Below are 18645 nucleotides of genomic sequence, written 5' to 3' on the forward strand. Positions count from 1 at the left end.
ATATAGATACAATGTGTTGCGGTGATAACAGAGTTAAACTAGGAAACCTAAATAAATCATTGATAAATATCATAGGTTCATTTGGATAAATTGATTCAATATTCTAAACTTTGTTAACAAAAGCAACAGAGTTAATAAAAGAATATAGGTCAAAATAGCACAAAGCCGATGAGCTTTCGTGAGACTAGCAGCTATTGCAATAATTTTAATAATCACCTAACTTTGTAATTAAAGTTAGATATACATCCTTTAGGAGACACATCATGACTAAACAACACCAGGGTGGTTTTACCCTTATTGAATTAATGATTGTAATTGCAATCATTGGTATTTTAGCCGCAGTTGCATTACCTCAATACAGTGATTACACCAATAGAGCAAAAGCAACAGAAGTTATGCTTGCCGCAAGTACGGTTAAAACATGTGCATCTGAAAAAGCACAAGTAGGCGCGAGCCCAGCTGACTGCTCTGCAGACTTTAAAGCCACCAAATATGTTTCAGGTGTCGCAATTACAGCTCTAGGGGTCATTACTGCCACAGCCGATGATGATCTAGCAGGTTTAACAATTGTCCTTACGCCACAAAATGGTGCTAGTGCTGCCACTGCTGCTAACTTTACCGCTGGGTTTACAATCACTGAGTGGACATGTACTGGCGCAGCCACTGGAACAGCGAAAACATCTTGGTTGCCAAGCAGCTGTACTGTTGCTGCATCAGGTGGCTAAATTTAGGTTAAATTCGATATAAACTGAAAGGGAGATACATTCTCCCTTTCCTCTATATACGATAGATGGACGCTTGTGACTGATAATAAAAATACGCTTGATACATTCCTTTGGGTAGGTGTAAGCTCTCGAGGAAAGCGCTTAGAAGGCGAAATGGCTGGTGCCAGCATCGCACTCGTTAAAGCACAGCTGCGCAAACAAGGTATTACTCCATCCAGAGTTAAAAGAAAACCCAAAGCGCTATTTGGTTTTAACAGTAAACAGAAGATCACTGCCAAAGATATTTCTGTAACAACGCGCCAAATTGCGACCATGCTTTTGGCGGGTGTGCCCTTAATCCAATCTTTAGAAATGATCTCATCTGGTGTTAAAAACAAATCCTTAAGTAAGCTTATTAGCAGCATTGCTGATGAAGTAAAAGCGGGCCACCCGTTTTCAAAGTCATTACGGGCATACCCACGATACTTTGATGATTTATATTGTGACTTAGTCGCCTCAGGTGAACAATCAGGCGCTCTTGACCAAATATTTGATCGTGTTGCTCTTTATAAAGAAAAAGCGGAAGCACTCAAGTCAAAGATTAAAAAAGCGCTTTTTTACCCTATTGCCGTGGTGATGGTTGCTATTATTGTTACCTCTATTCTCCTGATTTTTGTTGTCCCTCAATTTCAAGATATTTTTAATGGCTTTGGTGCTGAACTTCCCGCATTCACAAAAATGGTTATTCATATCTCTGAGTTTTTACAGAAATACTGGTGGGTAGCGTTAATTATTATTGCAGGTGGCGGATATAGCTATAAAGAAGCGCTCCTTCGCTCTAAAGCCACCCGTAACTTAAACGACCGAATAATGCTCAAGCTCCCGGTTGTTGGCATGATTTTACAAAAAGCAGCAGTAGCACGTTATGCAAGAACGCTATCAACCACTTTTGCTGCAGGTGTCCCTTTAGTTGATGCATTAGATTCAGCAGCTGGTGCGTCTGGTAACGTTATTTACCGAGATGCCATTTTAGACATTAAAGCCGAAGTTAGTTCTGGTAACCAAATGAACTGGGCCATGCGAAACTCAAAAGTGTTCCCTGACATGGTCATACAGATGGTTTCCATCGGTGAAGAGTCTGGCGCACTAGATAGTATGCTTGCAAAAGTCGCTAATATATATGAACAAGAAGTTGATGATCTCGTAGACGGACTATCCAGTTTACTTGAACCGCTAATAATGGCTGTTTTGGGTGTTTTGGTCGGTGGGCTAATTATTGCAATGTATCTACCTATTTTCCAATTAGGCTCTGTCATTTAACTCGAAGCGCTAGAACACACATTTTCTATCGTTCACAACTCATTCTAATAAGTATAAAAATGCAAGAAGTAATACAGGTACTACAAACTCAACCATGGTTTTTCCTTCTCACTATAGGCCTCGTTAGCCTTTGTATTGGCAGTTTTTTAAACGTTGTCATCTACCGTATTCCCATTATGTTGAATAAGTCATGGCAGAGCGAGTGCCGTGTTTTACTTGCCGATGAACTTGCGAGCGACAACCCGAAAAATGATAATGCTACATTTAATCTTGCTACCCCTCACTCTAGCTGTCCAAACTGTAACAGTGCGATCAAAGCGCGGCACAATATTCCAGTCCTTAGTTGGCTATTATTAAAAGGCCGATGCTTCGGATGTAACGCCAGTATTTCTGTAAGATATCCATTAATTGAAATGGGCACCACTTTAGCTTCTTTGCTCGTTGCCTATTCTTTTGGCCCAACTCAAACAATGATGCTGTATTTAGTCGTTACATGGGCGTTAGTGGCACTGATATTTATTGATATCGACCATATGCTATTACCAGATCAAATTACATTACCATTATTATGGCTCGCATTATTAGCCAGTATTTTTGATTTAACGATTTTACCTGCACAGGCAATTATTGGCGCTGCAGTAGGCTATCTCAGTTTATGGAGTGTGTACTGGCTATTTAAGTTACTCACAGGTAAAGAAGGTATGGGGTTTGGCGACTTCAAATTACTCGCTATTTTCGGCGCCTTGCTTGGTTGGCAAGCAATTTTAACCATTGTATTGTTGTCTAGTCTTGTTGGTGCAATCATAGGAAGTGCTCAGCTTGCAATACAGGGGAAAGATAAAAGCACGCCTATACCATTCGGTCCTTATCTAGCAATAGCCGGTTGGCTTATGCTCTTATATGGGCAACAAATACAAAGTTGGTATTTCAATTTAATTGGGTATTAATACGCTATGGCAAATTGGGTTTTAGGCCTCACAGGAGGAATTGGTGCGGGCAAAACAGCTGTCAGTGATGCGCTGGCTGAAAAAGGCATTTGTATCGTCGACGCCGATGTCATTGCACGCGAAGTCGTTGCACCCGGTACCTTTGGGCTAAATACAATTGTTGATAAATTTGGTAAAGACATTTTACAAGATGACGGCAGTTTAAACAGAGCCAAGTTACGCCACATTATCTTCACCAATGATGACCATAAAAGTTGGCTAAACGATTTACTGCACCCCATCATTCGCCAGGCCACACTCACACAGCTGGCGCAAGCCAAATCCACCTATGTTGTCTTGGCTGCACCTTTACTGTTCGAAAACAAACTCGAGCAATTGTGTAATCATACATTGCTGGTTGATGTCAGCGAAGAAACCCAAATAGCAAGAACTTCTCAAAGAGATAATGTTGAGAGTGACCACGTTAAACGTATTATTGCTTCACAAATGTCTCGGCACGAGAAACGGCAAAAAGCAGACACAATTTTAGATAACAATGGTTCATTAGAGAAAATGTACGATAACCTAAATACACTACATCAAGAATTGATAATCAAAGCGCAATTAACCTAAATTAGTGCGACAAAGCGGCACGCTAATTTAAGATATTTAACCATAGAAAGAGTTTAGTTATTGATATTTTTGCTAAACTGAGTTCAGTATAGGTAAGCATTAGAGGCATTATGGAGCATCACTCACCACTACTACGTAAATTTATTACGTTGGGTAAAGTCACACCGGAGCAGCTCAAGCTAAAACAAGCAGAAGCACAATCAACCGCGGAGTTAATCTGTTTGTGCACAGGTATGAATGGTAAAGAGTTAGCGGAACAATGCCTTGACTTATTTCGAGTTCCTTTATTTGATTTAACCGATTTTGATGTTGAACAGTTACCAGCTGAATTAGTTAAAGAAAAACTCATTAAGCAACACCACTTACTTCCTTTAGTTAAAAAGGGGAGAAAACTCTATATAGCGACATCAGACCCTACCGATTATGGGGCATTTGAGAACTTCGAATTTAGCACGGGTCTACAATGCGAAGCCGTTGTCGTTGACTACAAACAACTCGAACAAAAAATTGACCTACTTTTCGATTCCACAGGTGGTCTCTCACTCAGCGATGAAGAATACAAAGAGTTCGCAGACTTAGATGTTGAAGACACGCAAAGCGCACAGCAGCAAAATGATGAGGGTGATAAAGATGATGCCCCAATCATTGTATATATCAATAAAATACTCATGGATGCTATTAAGAAAGGGGCGTCCGATTTACACTTTGAGCCTTATGAACATAAATATCGAGTGCGTTTTCGCATTGATGGCTTATTGCATGAAATGGCAAGTCCACCAACAAGCTTATCCACGCGCTTATCAGCTCGAATCAAAGTCATGGCTCGCTTAGATATCGCTGAAAAACGAAAACCCCAAGATGGCCGTATTAAGCTAAAAATATCAGAACGTAAAAGTATCGACTTTCGTGTCAGCACCCTACCTACATTATGGGGTGAAAAAATTGTAATGCGTATACTCGATTCATCAAGTGCCATGTTAGGCATTGATGTTTTAGGATATGAAGCTGAACAAAAATCCCTATTCATGGATGCGCTTGAGCAACCTCAAGGTATGATATTAGTCACAGGACCGACTGGTTCTGGTAAAACAGTTTCTCTGTATACAGGTTTAAATATTCTCAACAAACCACAACGTAACATCAGTACCGCGGAGGATCCTGTTGAGATCAATCTTGAGGGGATTAACCAGGTACAAATTAACCCTCGTGCAGATATGACTTTTGCCAACGCATTAAAGGCATTCTTGCGACAAGATCCCGATGTCGTTATGGTTGGTGAAATACGAGACTTAGAAACTGCTGAGATCTCGATTAAAGCGGCCCAAACTGGGCATTTGGTTTTAAGTACTCTGCATACCAATTCCGCCCCAGAGACATTAACACGATTACTCAACATGGGCGTACCTGCCTATAATGTAGCCAGCTCGATAAGCTTAATTATTGCACAGCGTCTTGCTCGTCGTTTATGCCCTAAGTGCAAACAAGCTGAGACACTGCCAGAAGAGGAACTGCTTAAACAAGGATTTACCTCGGAGCAAATACAAGATATCACCCTATTCTCACCGCAAGGCTGTGAACATTGTACTGATGGATATAAAGGACGTGTAGGTATCTATGAAGTAGTTAAAATTACCCCCGAGATAGCACAGGTTATAATGGAGGGAGGTAACTCGATTAAAATTGCACAAATGGCTGAGCAGTTAGGATTTGCTAATTTACGCAAATCAGGTCTCAAAAAAGCAGCCTCAGGAGTTACATCACTGTTAGAAATAAACCGAGTGACTAGCTTCTAGACTCGTTGTTTATTACACTGTGGGCTGAGTTAACGACGAGGTTAATTATATGCCCACAGTAGTAAATTGCCCAACCTGTGCAACAGATGTTGTTTGGTCTGAGCAAAGTCAATACCGCCCCTTTTGTTGCAAGCGTTGCCAACTTATTGATTTAGGCGAATGGTCTTTCGAAAATAATAAGATCTCCACAACAATTCAAAGCGATGCTGAGCTAGATCCTCAGGCAGCTCAAGATTTGATTGAAGACATGGAAGCTATGCTTGCAAAAAATGATGATTTTTTCAAATGAGCACTCCATAAGCTTCCATTTAATATGTCTTTAAAATAGTCTCATTTTTTGTTTTACATTCCGTGCTTAGGGTAAGTAGATATACCTACCCTTACTATTCGTTAATGGGCGTTTTTGATAACCTTGCTATCGCTGACTTACCTCTTGATATATGCCAAACACTATTGACCTCACTGCTATACGCGCGTTTCATTACCTTTTGACTCATGATGACAAAAGCAAAACCAAAAACACAGGCCGCGACTTCAACGCTGATGGTTGTGACATTATATGCCGCCCAAATAGGATCAATCGGAAATATAGTCGCTAAAATAGAAGTGAGTGGAATACTAAAACAGAGCACGGCTATAAAACGCATACCAGCAATCGCAGTACGAGCAGCGCCAGACATAAAGCTCATTGCAATAATTACAAAAAACACGCAATAATACAGATACAGATAAACAATGTTTATATTGACATTGAATAGCCCGATCCACTTTGTTGCGGCAAATGAACTCGCGATACCAGCGATACACCCAATACTAATACCAACGGTTAGGCTTGCCAGTAAATTACTTGATTTCGCTTGCTCTGGTACCTGTTTATTTCTGCGCTTTTCTAGCCATAATAAGTTTCCAGAGTAGAATAATACCGCCCCTAATAGCCCCATAAAGAAATAAACCCAACGGCCGAAGTCACCACCAAAGCTTCCGAAGTGTAAACCGAAGAAACTAGAGACGAGATCACTCCATACACCTTGATCTCCTCCACGTACGCTGCTCGTTGAGATCTCAAATGTATAAGGTTGCATATACAGAAAATCGGTAACTGGGCCTCGCATCAGTTTCTCTGTACTTTTTATTTTAATTGCGGCATTAGGACCTGATTCAGATAAACCACTAAAATCAATTTGCGTAATTACATACTCCGGTGCATATTTATTGATGACGTCCTGTAACTCGACTAACTTTGGTAAGTTCTCAACTTTATAAACGGCTTCAGATCTCACTTTGCTCTTAAATAAAGGCTTATCACCATAAATTTGAGCGACTCCTCCATAAATCAAATCATGAAAGGCAAATACAAATACGGTGAAGGAGATAATGATATGAAATGGTAAACTACTAACACCAATTAAGTTATGAGTATCTAACCAAAACCGCGCTTTTGATTTGTTATTACGCAGCGCAAAAAAACTCTTTGTTAGTGTGGGTAATAAAAAAATTACTCCGGAGATTAGTGCAATAAAATATAAAAAAGAGGCAACACCTAAAACATATACACCGGCTTGATCATGCCCTATTTCACCCATAATACCAGCGGTTCGGTGCAAGTAATCAACAAGCATTGACAATTCGTTGACATGGCGCAATTCTGCAACCAATTCCCCCTGCTCATCAAGCGTTGCATGGTAAACTTGATCACCTAAAGATATCCCTCGACCATTGCCTGACTCATACCAAGTTATCGGTGAATGGGCTTCTGAAAAATGTAAACTAATTGAATCCGCAGCCTTGGGGTAATCCGTCAATACTTTTTGGATTAGAATATCATATTGACTGCTGTGCACTTGTGGTAACTGATAACTTGGCGGTGTTGCCCATTGATCAATTGCACCTCTAAACATGGTTAATGAACCGGCAAAAAAACCAATAAACAACAACAATCCTGCACAAATCCCTGTCCAAGTGTGTAAAACTTGATATGTTTTGATGATGTCGGGACGGATTTTCATAATAAATCCTTGAAGAATATCAAGCAACCAAATACACATACATTGCCAATAAGTAAGCTCATTGCTGCTTCTTTGGCTGTTTTAAACAAGTATCCAACAGTTACAATAATCATCCATATTGGAGGGACCATCCACATATGTATTTGTGTCTTCCAAAGTAGACGCTCACCAGATAATTCACTGTTTAAGCTATCTGGTCCAAACCATGCGAATAAGCCAACTAAACCAAAACTCAGCGTTAAACCTAAAACCAAAGAAATCAGAGTTTTCCATAACCACTGAGGCTGAATTTTTCCTTTTTGCCTATCGTTCATTCTTTACCTTCACAAAAAAAATAGTACTGGGTAGTATTATCAGGCATAACATCGTCACCACCAGCCAAGTCATCGCTGCTGCAACACCACTCAATTGTAAGTTCACCACATACAAGGCAGCCATACTACAGCACAAGCTGAGCCCCTTATAATGAGTTGGTAATGGTTTTATAAGTAAATATTGATGCTTATTACTGCAATAGAGCAAAACAACTGACGTTATGACCAAGATAACAAATAAGCTTAAAATCACGCCTTACTCCAAGTCATTATTGATAATTGTAAGTACTCTTAATGGAAACAGTTTGAATTATACCCAAAACACCAAAATACAACAACGATAAAAATAACAATGATAACCATTTTCACTTAATTATTATCCGTTACATTCACGCGCAGCTTAATTAAAAAGGGCCATCGATGATGGGGTTTATTGCAGTGACACATATTGAGGTATTTATTTACTACATAACCTCAGCTCTGGATAAGCGAATTTGTCCAATAAAGCTATTTTTCTCACTCTCGGCGTTGCTTTTATGCAGTAATAGCCCGCTATTACTGCATAAAAGCGCTTTAGATAAAGCGCTTGTTCGAAGGTGTATTGTTGCACTACATTTCTTTTTGTTGATGTCGCTTCATTTTTTTGCGCTGAATATTTGAGAGCTTTTCTCGTTGCTGAGCATCTAACAGTTGCCAAATTTGCTGTTTGCTTTTCAATTTTGCTAATAAGACTTGCGCTTTCACAGTCTGCATTTTTGCAATCGTCTCTTTAGCTTGTTGCTCATCGAAATTATCAGCTTCCACTATTGCTTTAAATGCACCTTTATTATCAGCTCGGGCTGCCTTTGCCTGCTTAACTAGGCTGCGCTTTTCGGTTAATATTTCACTAATTCTATTTTGCTGCTCGTCCGTAAGAGCCAACTTCATTGCTGCATGCTTTGTAAGTAAAAAATGTTTTCCACTGTGATGAGCTGAACCGGCATATGTCAGCGATGCAAACAACACTCCGGAACACAATACAATTGATGTTAAGCCACTTTTAATATTCATATTTATTACCTTTCCACTGTAAAATTAGACAACACCTTGAGTGTACGCTGCCTAATGAAAAGCAACGCAAAGCAATGTAAAGGCTGTGTAAAGATCTGCAATTTAATATTCATAGAGGTAAACTAAATAAAACGCCCTTAATTGTGAACCGCATGAGTAAATTATTATTAATCGAAGATGATCGAGCGCTCAGTGATTTATTGAGTGAGTATTTAACATCTCAAGGCTGTGATGTTGAACAAGCATTTGATGGTTTATCTGGACTAAAACAAGCGACCAGTAATAACTATGATGTTATCTTGCTCGATGTGATGCTTCCACACTTAGATGGATTTGAAGTACTCAAGAAAATTCGTCTTAGCCACCTAACGCCTATTATAATGCTCACAGCAAAAGGCGACGATTTTGACCGTATTTTCGGTTTAGAGTTAGGTGCTGATGATTATCTTCCCAAGCCATTTAATCATCGGGAATTACTAGCTCGCATCCATGCAATCAGCCGCCGAATCGAATTTGTAAAACAAACTGAACAACATGACCAATTACTATCCTCCTCCCATGTCACACTCAATATCGCAGCCCGTAAAGCCGCGGTAAATAATCATCTACTGGTCTTAACTGGTACTGAGTTTTCGATCTTACAAAAGTTAATGTCTAACATTGGTGATGTGGTCAATAAAGATGCCTTAAGTCAGCATGTACTGGGCAGAAGATTAGCCCCATTTGATCGTTCTATTGATATGCATGTAAGTAATTTAAGAAAGAAAATAGCCAAGTATAGTGATATTCAATGTATTCAAACAATCCGAGGAAGTGGCTATGTTTTCTTGGCTGAATAAATATCGCCCTCTTAATTGTACTCTAAGTAAGCCTGGCTCCTTAGTTTACCAAGCTTTTTTTGGATTTTGGTTAACGATATTAGGCATATTTTTAATGCTGCTATTACTCAGTCAATTACACCCAGAGCAATTAGAGTCAAAAAAATTACGGGGTAAAATGTTAGGCTCATTGATACATATTCAGCACAATTTAGAGCGGTTCGTTAATATTAAACACAAACCCATCGCAAAAGCACTTAAGCACCCGCGCCTCAGTGAACATAAATGGTTATATTTATCGCATAAGAAAATAGAAGAGAGTGTGAGCTCTCGACCAAACAAGCAACAACTGGATTTGTCCTTGCTTTTTTTTGAATCTCCAACAGAGCCCCTCTTCATTGTCACCGACAAATACTATGCTTACGGGCCGCTTCCTGTCACTTTAAACAGTGAAGAATATCAGTTATTTCAAATTAAAGCTTTGAAAGCACCTGCTTTTCTTACGCGCATAAAAATGCTGCCATTTTGGTTAAAAGGGCTGGCTATACTATTACCTTCTATCGTGTTGAGTATTTTATTTAGTCGTCGATTAGTGGCTCCTTTGACGGAACTTGGTAAAGCAGCGAAGAAGCTCGCGCAAGGAAAATTATCGGCTAGAGTCACCGTTCCAGCCAAACGCCATGATGAAATTGCTTCGTTAATGCACGACTTCAACTTTATGGCTGAACGCTTATCAAGCAGTGTTCATGCCCATAAACAATTGCTTGCCGATGTGTCTCATGAATTGCGCTCGCCATTAACGCGCCTTACCCTTGCAAATGCCATGGCACAAGACACTCAAGGAACCACACAAAATGGCTACCTAATACGTATTGAGAAAGAAGCAAAGTGTTTAGACCAAATGCTTTCTGACGTCCTAACACTCTCTCGCTTAGAACAAAATCAACAAACATTACAATTGGAGGAAGTCAGTTTAGATGCATTGATGAGTAACCTCCTCAATGATGCACACTTTGAAGCAGAACAAAAAGACCGTATATTTAACAGTCAACCAATCCCCTCTATTACCCTTATTTGTGACGGGTCTCTATTAAATAGTGCGATTGAAAATGTCATTCGAAATGCAATTAAATACGCACAAAATCATATCTCGGTGTCTTTTTCGCAAACAGCTGACTCTCTCAGCATTTTTGTTCATGATGATGGCTTTGGAGTCACGGATGAGGCGTTAATCCGTTTATGCCAACCATTTTATCGAGTGTCAGATTCTCGAAATCGAAGTTCAGGGGGAATTGGTTTAGGGCTTGCAATCACTAAACGGGCAGTTTGCGCTCATAATGGTAAACTTATACTTAAACATAACACGCCTACAGGGCTCGCTGCAGAGATACGATTACCACTATGAACTTTTATAGCCACAGTACTGAACTTGCTAAACATCAAGTTGCTATTGAGCAACACTGGCAAAACTGCCAGCAAGGCTACTTTTCAACTCCACAGGGAACGTTATTCTACGCCTACCATATACCAAGAGCGGCAAAGTATAGTCTGGTTTTGGTAAATGGCCGTATTGAGTCAGTTTGGAAGTACCAAGAGCTCCTGTGGGAGCTGGCAAAAAATAATATTGCGGTGTTTAGCTATGATCATATTGGTCAAGGTTTATCAACCCGCACACTGGCAAACTCTCATATTGGGCATGTGCGTCGCTTCAGCGATTATTCTGAGGACCTCCATTATTTTATAAAAAATATTGTTGAACCTAATGCCGTAGGAGAAACCTTCATTTTGGCCCATTCAATGGGCGCTGCTATTAGTTACGAGTACTTATGCCACTATGAGAATAGTATTTCAGGCGCTTTTTTCAGCGCTCCTATGTTTGATATCCAGACACACGAAGTACCCTATGCACTCGCAAAGTTTATCGCTCATGTGGGCTGTATATTCGGGTTTTCCAAACATTATGCATTTGGACAAAAGGACTATGCACCGCCTGAGTTTTGGGAAAACAAATTAACCCAATGCGCAACCCGTTATCAACGGTTCAGAACTTTATATCATAATGAGCCAGAGCTACGCTTAGGTGGCGTCAGCTTTAACTGGTTAGAGCAAGTATTCAAATATGTTGCAAAAGCTAACGCTTTATCAACCACGACACCAATACATATTGCCAGTGCAAACAATGACATGATAGTAAACAACCAAGCGCAGTTCAGTATGGCTACTCGACATGACAATGTAACACTGAGCCAATATGTCGAGGCGCGTCATGAGCTGCTATGTGAAACAGATGATATTAGACACGCAGTCCTGACGGATATGTATGAATTTTATGACGCGTTGGCATTTACAGCTAAAGACACCGGGTCTTGATGAATAAGTACATCAACGTCTCCCTCAAATGCAGCTTCAATACTTTGAACCACTTCATCTGCAACATGGTGAGCCCTTATCAGAGGTAAATTATCATCTAATTCTAAATGCAGCTGTATAAATTTCACTTTGCCACTTTGTCGAGTCCGCAATTCATGAATCCCAAATACATCTTCATGACTGGATGCCAACAAGACGATTTCACTCTTTTCATCATCTGGCAATTCTTTATCCATCAAATGGTCTGCACTTTCTTTAGCGATATCCCAACAATTATAGAGTAAGTAACCAGCCACCCCTATAGCAAAAAGCGGGTCTGCATATATAACACCATAGTAGGATAAAAGAATAGCTATCAGGACTGCAACATTCAGTAATATATCGCCTTTATAATGCAAAGCATCCGCTTTAACCGCAATTGATTGAGTCCGTTTCAATACTTGATGCTGTACAAATACCACAAGTAATGTACACACTATCGCAAATAGACTCACCCAAACACCGAGTAGCGAATGGCCTAATTCAACTGGGTTAAAGATACGCTCAATACCATGAAAAACCAATAAGCAAGCTGAGCCAGCAATAAATGCAGCTTGTCCAAGCCCTGCCAAAGCTTCAGCTTTACCATGCCCAAAGCGATGGTCATCATCCGCCGGTCTTAGCGCATAACTCAACACTAAGAAACTCATCATGGATGCGCTAATGTCCAACATAGAGTCTGTCAATGAGCCCAACATCGCGGCGCTGCCAGATGACAGCCAAGCCCAACACTTAGTAGCAATCATTAGGCTCACCATAATCATGGTAAATATACTAGAAAATCTGACTAAAACATCATAACTGTGCTTCACAACACCCTCCACCGTTACTAACTTGGCGATACTACTGTACATAACCTAGCACATGCAAATTAACGGCACATGACATCACTTCTAAAATAGTTATCGCGCTGTCATCTTTTCGATATACTAGTGCTATTACATTATTCGAGGTTATTATGTTAGATATTGTACTATACCAGCCAGAAATCCCACCTAACACGGGCAATATAATCCGTTTATGTGCCAACACCGGTTATTCGCTGCATTTAATCGAACCTTTAGGGTTTGAGTGGGATGATAAACGCGTCAAGCGCGCAGGGTTAGATTATCATGAATTTAGTGATGTTCAACGCCACGCATCTTTTGCAGAGTACATAGAAAAGCAACAACCTAAACGTGTCTTTGCCTGTACAACAAAAGGCACTAAATATCATCACCAACCAGAATATCAAGCTGGTGATTGCTTGCTGTTTGGGCCTGAAACCCGTGGACTTCCTGATGATATTATTTATTCACTACCTGAAGAGCAGCGCTTGCGTATTCCAATGCGCCCGGATAGCCGCAGCATGAATTTATCCAATGCCGTCGCAGTGTTTGTTTATGAGTCTTGGCGACAATTAGACTTCGTTAACGCGAAGTAGTAGCACCATCTGATACAATAAGTGGGCATGTACAAAAAGCGGAGAAGTTACTCCGCTTTTTGTTCTCTGCTAAGCAATGCCATCGCAGCTTCTTTAACATCTTTTTGTTGATAAAGGACTTGATAAATTTGTTCAGTGATCGGCATTTCGATGCCTGAGCGTTTTGCTAAAAGGTAAACCTCTTTGGTATTTCTAAACCCTTCAACAACTTGCCCTATACTATCCATGGCCTCTTGCACAGCAAGACCTTTGCCTAATGCAAGTCCAAAACGGCGATTTCTTGATTGGTTATCTGTACATGTGAGAATTAAATCCCCAAGCCCAGCCATCCCCATAAAAGTCTCTGAACGAGCACCCAATGCACACCCTAACCGACATAACTCAGCCAAGCCTCGAGTTATCAAAGCCGTTCGTGCATTTGCACCAAAACCAAACCCATCAGACATACCAGCACCAATCGCAATCACATTTTTAACAGCACCTCCCAATTGGATCCCAATAAAATCATCATTGTTATACACTCTAAATGAGCGCCCACAATGAAGTAATTTTGCCAGCTCTGCTGCAAATTCATTATGCGTAGCAGAAACGGAAATTGCTGTAACTAACCCTGCGGCCATTTCTTTAGCGAACGTGGGCCCTGACAGTACTGCCAGTGGAATAGTATTCCCGAGTTTTTGTGTCGCCACATCTTGTAGCAATCGACCCGTTTCTGGCTCTAGCCCTTTAGTTGCCCAAGCAACTCTGGCATTGGGTAATAAATCATTTCGAACTTGCTCTAAGGTTTGTCCGAATGCATGGCTTGGTACAACCACTAAAACGAGTTCACTGGCTTGTACGGCTTTCTGTAAGTTTGCTTCTAAAGTCAGAGAATCAGGGAAGGTAATGTCCGGTAAGTAACGTTGGTTCTTGCGCTCAGCTGCTAGCGTCTCAACGTCTTGCTTGTTTCTACCCCATAACGTCACTTTATGACCATTTCGGGCAAAACAAATAGCAAGGGCGGTGCCATAAGACCCCGCCCCTAAAACAGTTACAGCTGTATGTGCTGATGTCATCAATTATGCGTCAGCAGTTTGCTCTGCTTGCGCAGCTCGTTGTTGCATGTACTGAGAAAACAACGCATCAAAGTTAACTGGTGCTAGGTTTAACTGTGGGAAAGTACCACGGTTAACAAGGCCTGCTACTGCTTCACGCGCATATGGGAACAGAATGTTCGGGCAATAAGCACCTAGCATATGCGCCATTTGTAGCTCTTCCAATTCCGCGATAGAGAAGATCCCTGCTTGTTGAATTTCACATAAAAATGCCGTTTCTTCACCTATTGTTGCAGTCACAGTCAGTGCGAGAACAACTTCATATACATTCTCGTCAAGCTTATTTGAACGCGTGTCCATGTCTAGTTTAACTTCAGGTGTCCACTCTTTTTGGAAGATAGCTGGAGAGTTAGGCGTTTCAAACGAGACATCTTTAGTAAAGATACGTTGAATGTTAAATTGTGCGCCTTCTTGTTGCTCTGCCGCTGCGTTTTGATTTTGTTCAGTCATGAGTGTTCCTAAATTAAATTTTTTGTTTGTATAATTATGCTGTTAGCAAGGTATCGAGTTTACCTTGGGCTTCTGTGGCCATAAGGTCGTCACAACCACCAATATGCTTATCATTGATAAAAATTTGCGGCACAGTATATGCCCCGTTCGCTTTATCAATCATTTCATCACGTAGCTCAGGTTGAACACCAATATCATACTCTGTATATGTGACACCTTTTGCATCAAACAATGCTTTGGCACGATGACAAAATGGGCAGTAATCTTTACTGTATATAACAACCTGGCTCATTGAATTCTCTCTTTATTTTCCTGACGTAGTCGGTAAGCCTGCATTTTGCCAAGCTCCCATACCACCATTTAATACGTAAACCTGCTCAAATCCAGCTTTATGCATGGTATTTGCGATGCCAGAAGCAGTCATACCTGTGGTACATACCAATATAATGGGTTTGCTTTTTAGTTTTTCAAGGCCAACAAATTCACTTTGTTTTGCTTTTTCAGCGCTTAAATGTTTGGCGCCGGCTATTTGTCCTGCATTAAACTCTTTAATCGCTCTGATATCAACAACCTGACCTTCTTCTCGGTTAACCAACAACGTCAATTGCTGAGGGTTAATTTGTCTAATTGCAGAAAACTTACTTTTTATAAAGCTGCTCACTATCATTGCGACTATCGCCAACCAAATAATACTCAATACAGCATGATTGCCAACAAATTCAATATATTGTTCCATGAACCTTCCAACTTTAATCTCGCAGCAAAACGCAGCGATTATGTATGATTTTTAATAACCCCGAAGTATACATTTTGCGATCACTTGGGTATAGCCCTTTATTAGTCCACCATTAAACAAATCATCAAGCCTCCTTATGCTTCACCGTTTGATTTATCATTTGAACCACTCCAACGTGAGCATAAATCATCGTTCACGGGCTGAACATTGATACAAAACAAGGTATGCTAGAGCTAGACATCGTGCCATATTTCAGGAGCTCAAATGACTGCACAGAAAAAACCACTTGTTTTAATGATTTTAGATGGTTGGGGTTACAGAGAAGAAACAGAAAGTAATGCAATTTTAGCCGCTAATACCCCAGTATTAGATGAGTTATGGCAAACCCAACCTCGTACACTCATTTCAGGTTCTGGTTTAGATGTGGGTTTACCTGATGGGCAAATGGGCAATTCCGAGGTTGGCCATGTGAATTTAGGTGCTGGGCGCATCGTTTATCAAGACTTTACCCGTATAACTAAAGCCATTGATGATGGTGAATTCGCACATAACCCAATACTTGTCTCCAATATTGACAAGGCTGTTGCAGCCAATAAAGCAGTTCACTTAATGGGCCTTCTGAGCCCTGGCGGTGTTCATAGTCATGAAGACCATATTGTTGCCGCCATCGAATTGGCTGCTGCACGTGGCGCAAAGCAAGTTTATTTTCATGCATTTCTAGATGGCCGAGATACGCCACCCCGTAGTGCCGAAGCATCTATCAAGCGCGTTGAAACTACCTTCGAAGCATTGCAATGTGGTCGATTAGCCTCAGTAGTAGGCCGCTACTATGCGATGGATAGAGATAACCGTTGGGAACGTGTTGAGACGGCGTTTGATTTAATGGTTTGTGCACAAGCACCTAATCACTATAGCTCAGGTATTGAAGCACTGAATGCAGCCTATGAACGTGATGAAAATGATGAATTTGTCACGGCTTCAATTATCCAGCCGCAAGATGCCTCCGCTGCCACAATTAACGATGGCGATACCGTTATATTTATGAATTTTAGAGCCGATAGAGCGCGTCAAATGACCCGTGCTTTTGTTGATAAAGAATTCACTGGTTTTGCTAAAAAGCGCTCTCCAAAGTTAAGCGCCTTTGTTATGATGACTGAGTACGCCGCAGATATCGATGCGCCAGTTGCATTTGCACCTGAAGCACTCCATAACGTACTCGGAGAATGGCTCGCCAAACATAATAAAACTCAACTTAGAATTTCTGAGACGGAAAAATATGCACACGTTACCTTCTTTTTCAGTGGGGGACGTGAAGACCTTTTCGACGGCGAAAAACGAGCTCTTATTCCTTCCCCTCAAGTCGCAACGTATGATTTGCAGCCTGAAATGAACTCTGAACTACTGACCGATACCTTAGTTGAAGCAATTCATAGCGGTGAACATGATGTGATCATCTGTAATTACCCAAATGGTGATATGGTTGGACATTCAGGGGTATTTGACGCCGCAGTAAAAGCCTGTGAAGCTGTCGATACATGTATCGGTCGTGTCGTCTCTGCACTCAAAGAAGTCGGCGGTGAAGCGCTCATTACAGCAGATCATGGTAACGCAGAGCAAATGGCTAACCCTGCAACAGGTCAAGCTCATACAGCCCACACCAGTGAACCTGTACCTTTTATTTACGTTGGTCGTGATGCGCAGCCTCATGCAGGCAAAGCGCTCAGCGACGTTGCACCGACCATATTGCACTTAATTGGTATGGAACAGCCAACTGAAATGACCGGTACTCCAATTATGACGATAAAATAAATATGCACTCCTCCTTTCTCAGGTGTGTTTTGTTTTTATGTTTACTGGCCGCAACGTATGTTACGGCCAATGAATCTCGTACAAAGCAAGACTTAACCGAAGTACAAAAAGAGCTTAAAAAAAGCCAAAAAAACTATCAACAACAAAGAAAAGCAATTTCAGTTTTACAACAAAAATTGCAAGCTCAAGAACTCGATATTGCCAAAAATGCGAAAGCTTTATCGTTAACTCAGCTTGGTATCAATGAAAACCAACAACAGCAATATGCACTTTTAAACGAGTCTAAGCGTCTTAATAATAAAAAGCGAAAATTACAAAACTTACTGGCTGCGCAGCTAAAAAGCGCTTACATGACGGGCACTCACGATTACTCTAAGATGCTATTAAATCAAGAGCTTAGCGCCACATTTGAGCGTACTTTAAGTTATTATGATTATTTTAATAAAGCACGTATAACACAATTAGATACTTTGAAAAGCGTCGTTGCACAACTGGCTGAAAATCAAAATCGTCTCGCTCGCAAAAAAAATCAACTAGCGCATTTGCTCACTCAACAAACTGAACGCAAAAGTGCGCTCGCAAAAATGCAGCTTCAACGAAAAAAGAACTTAACGACACTAGATGCAACCTTAAATGAAACGCAAGAAGCCATTTCTTATTTAAAAGAAAATGAACAAACTTTACTAAGCGCATTAGAAAATTTAGCTAAAGTAACAGTCCCAGAAGAGGTGGTTCTCAATGGTCTTGCCCAATACAAGGGAACACTCACACTCCCTAGTAAGGGCCGAATTAAACACCGCTTTGGCCAACGAAAACATGCCGGTATGAGCTGGAAAGGGATCGTCATTCAATCTCCAAATGGACAAGCAATTAAAAGTATCAATCAAGGCCAAGTTGTTTTTGCTGATTGGTTAAATGGATTTGGCTGGGTCATTGTCATTGATCATGGTAGAGGTTTTATGAGCTTATACGGCCATGCGCAAACACTGCTAAAAGATGTTGGTGACCTAGTAACGAGCCAAGAACCAATTGCTTTGGTTGGACAAAGCGGCGGACAATCAAGTTCTGGTCTATACTTTGAAATACGGCATAAGGGAAGCGCTGTCGACCCAGTAAAATGGTGCAGAGCAAGTTAATTGATTAACTGTGCTGCCCAAGAC

At 40.8% G+C, this 18645-nt stretch carries 20 protein-coding genes; 12 read left to right on the forward strand and 8 right to left on the reverse strand.

Annotated elements, in window-relative coordinates; translation table 11 throughout:
* The first annotated feature begins 263 nt into the window (after window positions 1-263).
* The 6 genes from J8L98_RS15825 (at window position 264) to yacG (ending at window position 5665) form a co-directional block, all read left to right on the forward strand.
* The gene (locus J8L98_RS15825; protein ID WP_210997230.1) at window positions 264-725 is read left to right on the forward strand and encodes a prepilin-type N-terminal cleavage/methylation domain-containing protein; all 462 of its coding nucleotides are present in this window, start codon (window positions 264-266) and stop codon (window positions 723-725) included.
* A gap of 75 nt (window positions 726-800) precedes the next feature.
* Window positions 801-2024, forward strand: a complete 1224-nt coding sequence (locus tag J8L98_RS15830; protein ID WP_312037185.1) for a type II secretion system F family protein — start codon at window positions 801-803, stop codon at window positions 2022-2024.
* Between the two features lie 59 nt (window positions 2025-2083).
* Entirely contained in the window at window positions 2084-2971 is an 888-nt protein-coding gene (locus J8L98_RS15835; RefSeq protein WP_210997231.1) for an A24 family peptidase, read from the forward strand.
* Window positions 2972-2977: 6 nt separating this feature from the next.
* Entirely contained in the window at window positions 2978-3583 is a 606-nt protein-coding gene (gene coaE, locus J8L98_RS15840) for a dephospho-CoA kinase (protein WP_210997232.1), read from the forward strand.
* Window positions 3584-3693: 110 nt separating this feature from the next.
* Complete coding sequence (gene pilB / locus J8L98_RS15845) at window positions 3694-5376, forward strand: type IV-A pilus assembly ATPase PilB (RefSeq protein WP_210997233.1); 1683 nt, start codon at window positions 3694-3696, stop codon at window positions 5374-5376.
* Between the two features lie 49 nt (window positions 5377-5425).
* On the forward strand, window positions 5426-5665 hold the full coding sequence (yacG, locus tag J8L98_RS15850; RefSeq protein ID WP_192508623.1) for a DNA gyrase inhibitor YacG: 240 nt from the start codon (window positions 5426-5428) through the stop codon (window positions 5663-5665).
* 94 nt (window positions 5666-5759) lie between these two features.
* On the opposite strand, the gene J8L98_RS15855 is transcribed toward yacG, so the two are convergent.
* The 3 genes from J8L98_RS15855 to J8L98_RS15865 form a co-directional block, all read right to left on the reverse strand.
* The gene (locus tag J8L98_RS15855) at window positions 5760-7382 is read right to left on the reverse strand and encodes a PepSY-associated TM helix domain-containing protein (protein ID WP_210997234.1); all 1623 of its coding nucleotides are present in this window, start codon (window positions 7380-7382) and stop codon (window positions 5760-5762) included.
* Window positions 7379-7696 (reverse strand): hypothetical protein, encoded by a 318-nt coding sequence (locus tag J8L98_RS15860; RefSeq protein WP_210997235.1) that lies wholly within the window; start codon window positions 7694-7696, stop codon window positions 7379-7381. The genes J8L98_RS15855 and J8L98_RS15860 overlap by 4 nt, the downstream gene beginning before the upstream one ends.
* A gap of 609 nt (window positions 7697-8305) precedes the next feature.
* Window positions 8306-8746 carry a hypothetical protein gene (locus J8L98_RS15865; protein ID WP_210997236.1) on the reverse strand — a complete coding sequence of 147 codons (441 nt, stop codon included), beginning with the start codon at window positions 8744-8746 and terminating at the stop codon, window positions 8306-8308.
* Between the two features lie 152 nt (window positions 8747-8898).
* Between J8L98_RS15865 and J8L98_RS15870 the strand changes: the two genes are divergently transcribed.
* From J8L98_RS15870 to J8L98_RS15880, 3 genes are all read left to right on the forward strand, one after another.
* Window positions 8899-9585: a response regulator gene (locus J8L98_RS15870; RefSeq protein WP_210997237.1), complete on the forward strand. Its 687-nt coding sequence runs from the start codon at window positions 8899-8901 to the stop codon at window positions 9583-9585.
* Between the two features lie 94 nt (window positions 9586-9679).
* On the forward strand, window positions 9680-10969 hold the full coding sequence (locus J8L98_RS15875) for an ATP-binding protein (protein WP_210997238.1): 1290 nt from the start codon (window positions 9680-9682) through the stop codon (window positions 10967-10969).
* Complete coding sequence (locus J8L98_RS15880; protein WP_210997239.1) at window positions 10966-11934, forward strand: alpha/beta hydrolase; 969 nt, start codon at window positions 10966-10968, stop codon at window positions 11932-11934. The genes J8L98_RS15875 and J8L98_RS15880 overlap by 4 nt, the downstream gene beginning before the upstream one ends.
* On the opposite strand, the gene J8L98_RS15885 is transcribed toward J8L98_RS15880, so the two are convergent.
* Window positions 11892-12737: a cation diffusion facilitator family transporter gene (locus J8L98_RS15885; RefSeq protein ID WP_192508963.1), complete on the reverse strand. Its 846-nt coding sequence runs from the start codon at window positions 12735-12737 to the stop codon at window positions 11892-11894. The genes J8L98_RS15880 and J8L98_RS15885 overlap by 43 nt on opposite strands.
* Before the next feature lie 194 nt (window positions 12738-12931).
* Between J8L98_RS15885 and trmL the strand changes: the two genes are divergently transcribed.
* Entirely contained in the window at window positions 12932-13396 is a 465-nt protein-coding gene (trmL, locus tag J8L98_RS15890; protein WP_210997240.1) for a tRNA (uridine(34)/cytosine(34)/5-carboxymethylaminomethyluridine(34)-2'-O)-methyltransferase TrmL, read from the forward strand.
* Between the two features lie 47 nt (window positions 13397-13443).
* Here trmL and gpsA read toward each other — a convergent pair whose 3' ends face one another.
* The 4 genes from gpsA to J8L98_RS15910 are packed head-to-tail and all read right to left on the reverse strand — an operon-like array spanning window position 13444 to window position 15676.
* On the reverse strand, window positions 13444-14451 hold the full coding sequence (gpsA, locus tag J8L98_RS15895) for an NAD(P)H-dependent glycerol-3-phosphate dehydrogenase (RefSeq protein WP_210997241.1): 1008 nt from the start codon (window positions 14449-14451) through the stop codon (window positions 13444-13446).
* A 3-nt stretch (window positions 14452-14454) separates the two neighbouring features.
* Window positions 14455-14940, reverse strand: a complete 486-nt coding sequence (gene secB, locus J8L98_RS15900; RefSeq protein ID WP_119861134.1) for a protein-export chaperone SecB — start codon at window positions 14938-14940, stop codon at window positions 14455-14457.
* Between the two features lie 34 nt (window positions 14941-14974).
* Complete coding sequence (gene grxC / locus J8L98_RS15905; protein WP_010362429.1) at window positions 14975-15232, reverse strand: glutaredoxin 3; 258 nt, start codon at window positions 15230-15232, stop codon at window positions 14975-14977.
* Between the two features lie 12 nt (window positions 15233-15244).
* A complete protein-coding gene (locus J8L98_RS15910) occupies window positions 15245-15676 on the reverse strand; it encodes a rhodanese-like domain-containing protein (RefSeq protein ID WP_192508632.1) in 432 nt (143 codons plus the stop codon).
* 264 nt (window positions 15677-15940) lie between these two features.
* Here J8L98_RS15910 and gpmM point away from each other — a divergent pair, with 264 nt between their 5' ends.
* Both gpmM and J8L98_RS15920 read left to right on the forward strand, forming a co-directional pair.
* On the forward strand, window positions 15941-17485 hold the full coding sequence (gene gpmM, locus J8L98_RS15915; RefSeq protein WP_210997242.1) for a 2,3-bisphosphoglycerate-independent phosphoglycerate mutase: 1545 nt from the start codon (window positions 15941-15943) through the stop codon (window positions 17483-17485).
* A gap of 29 nt (window positions 17486-17514) precedes the next feature.
* Window positions 17515-18621 carry a peptidoglycan DD-metalloendopeptidase family protein gene (locus tag J8L98_RS15920; protein ID WP_247682583.1) on the forward strand — a complete coding sequence of 369 codons (1107 nt, stop codon included), beginning with the start codon at window positions 17515-17517 and terminating at the stop codon, window positions 18619-18621.
* The last annotated feature ends 24 nt before the right edge of the window (window positions 18622-18645 follow it).

It is taken from the genome of Pseudoalteromonas sp. MMG013 (genome assembly GCF_018100885.1).
GTDB classification, from domain to species: domain Bacteria; phylum Pseudomonadota; class Gammaproteobacteria; order Enterobacterales; family Alteromonadaceae; genus Pseudoalteromonas; species Pseudoalteromonas aurantia.

What these genes read in the sequence shown, in the direction of transcription:
- J8L98_RS15855 (WP_210997234.1), bottom strand. Translation starts at nt 7,382, where the DNA reads ATGAAAATCCGTCCCGACATCATCAAAACATATCAAGTTTTACACACT.
- grxC (WP_010362429.1), bottom strand. Translation starts at nt 15,232, where the DNA reads ATGAGCCAGGTTGTTATATACAGTAAAGATTACTGCCCATTTTGTCAT.
- J8L98_RS15825 (WP_210997230.1), top strand. Translation starts at nt 264, where the DNA reads ATGACTAAACAACACCAGGGTGGTTTTACCCTTATTGAATTAATGATT.
- yacG (WP_192508623.1), top strand. Translation starts at nt 5,426, where the DNA reads ATGCCCACAGTAGTAAATTGCCCAACCTGTGCAACAGATGTTGTTTGG.
- J8L98_RS15910 (WP_192508632.1), bottom strand. Translation starts at nt 15,676, where the DNA reads ATGGAACAATATATTGAATTTGTTGGCAATCATGCTGTATTGAGTATT.
- J8L98_RS15885 (WP_192508963.1), bottom strand. Translation starts at nt 12,737, where the DNA reads ATGATTATGGTGAGCCTAATGATTGCTACTAAGTGTTGGGCTTGGCTG.
- J8L98_RS15880 (WP_210997239.1), top strand. Translation starts at nt 10,966, where the DNA reads ATGAACTTTTATAGCCACAGTACTGAACTTGCTAAACATCAAGTTGCT.
- gpsA (WP_210997241.1), bottom strand. Translation starts at nt 14,451, where the DNA reads ATGACATCAGCACATACAGCTGTAACTGTTTTAGGGGCGGGGTCTTAT.
- pilB (WP_210997233.1), top strand. Translation starts at nt 3,694, where the DNA reads ATGGAGCATCACTCACCACTACTACGTAAATTTATTACGTTGGGTAAA.
- J8L98_RS15835 (WP_210997231.1), top strand. Translation starts at nt 2,084, where the DNA reads ATGCAAGAAGTAATACAGGTACTACAAACTCAACCATGGTTTTTCCTT.
- trmL (WP_210997240.1), top strand. Translation starts at nt 12,932, where the DNA reads ATGTTAGATATTGTACTATACCAGCCAGAAATCCCACCTAACACGGGC.
- secB (WP_119861134.1), bottom strand. Translation starts at nt 14,940, where the DNA reads ATGACTGAACAAAATCAAAACGCAGCGGCAGAGCAACAAGAAGGCGCA.
- J8L98_RS15865 (WP_210997236.1), bottom strand. Translation starts at nt 8,746, where the DNA reads ATGAATATTAAAAGTGGCTTAACATCAATTGTATTGTGTTCCGGAGTG.
- gpmM (WP_210997242.1), top strand. Translation starts at nt 15,941, where the DNA reads ATGACTGCACAGAAAAAACCACTTGTTTTAATGATTTTAGATGGTTGG.
- J8L98_RS15870 (WP_210997237.1), top strand. Translation starts at nt 8,899, where the DNA reads ATGAGTAAATTATTATTAATCGAAGATGATCGAGCGCTCAGTGATTTA.
- J8L98_RS15860 (WP_210997235.1), bottom strand. Translation starts at nt 7,696, where the DNA reads ATGAACGATAGGCAAAAAGGAAAAATTCAGCCTCAGTGGTTATGGAAA.
- J8L98_RS15875 (WP_210997238.1), top strand. Translation starts at nt 9,680, where the DNA reads ATGCTGCTATTACTCAGTCAATTACACCCAGAGCAATTAGAGTCAAAA.
- coaE (WP_210997232.1), top strand. Translation starts at nt 2,978, where the DNA reads ATGGCAAATTGGGTTTTAGGCCTCACAGGAGGAATTGGTGCGGGCAAA.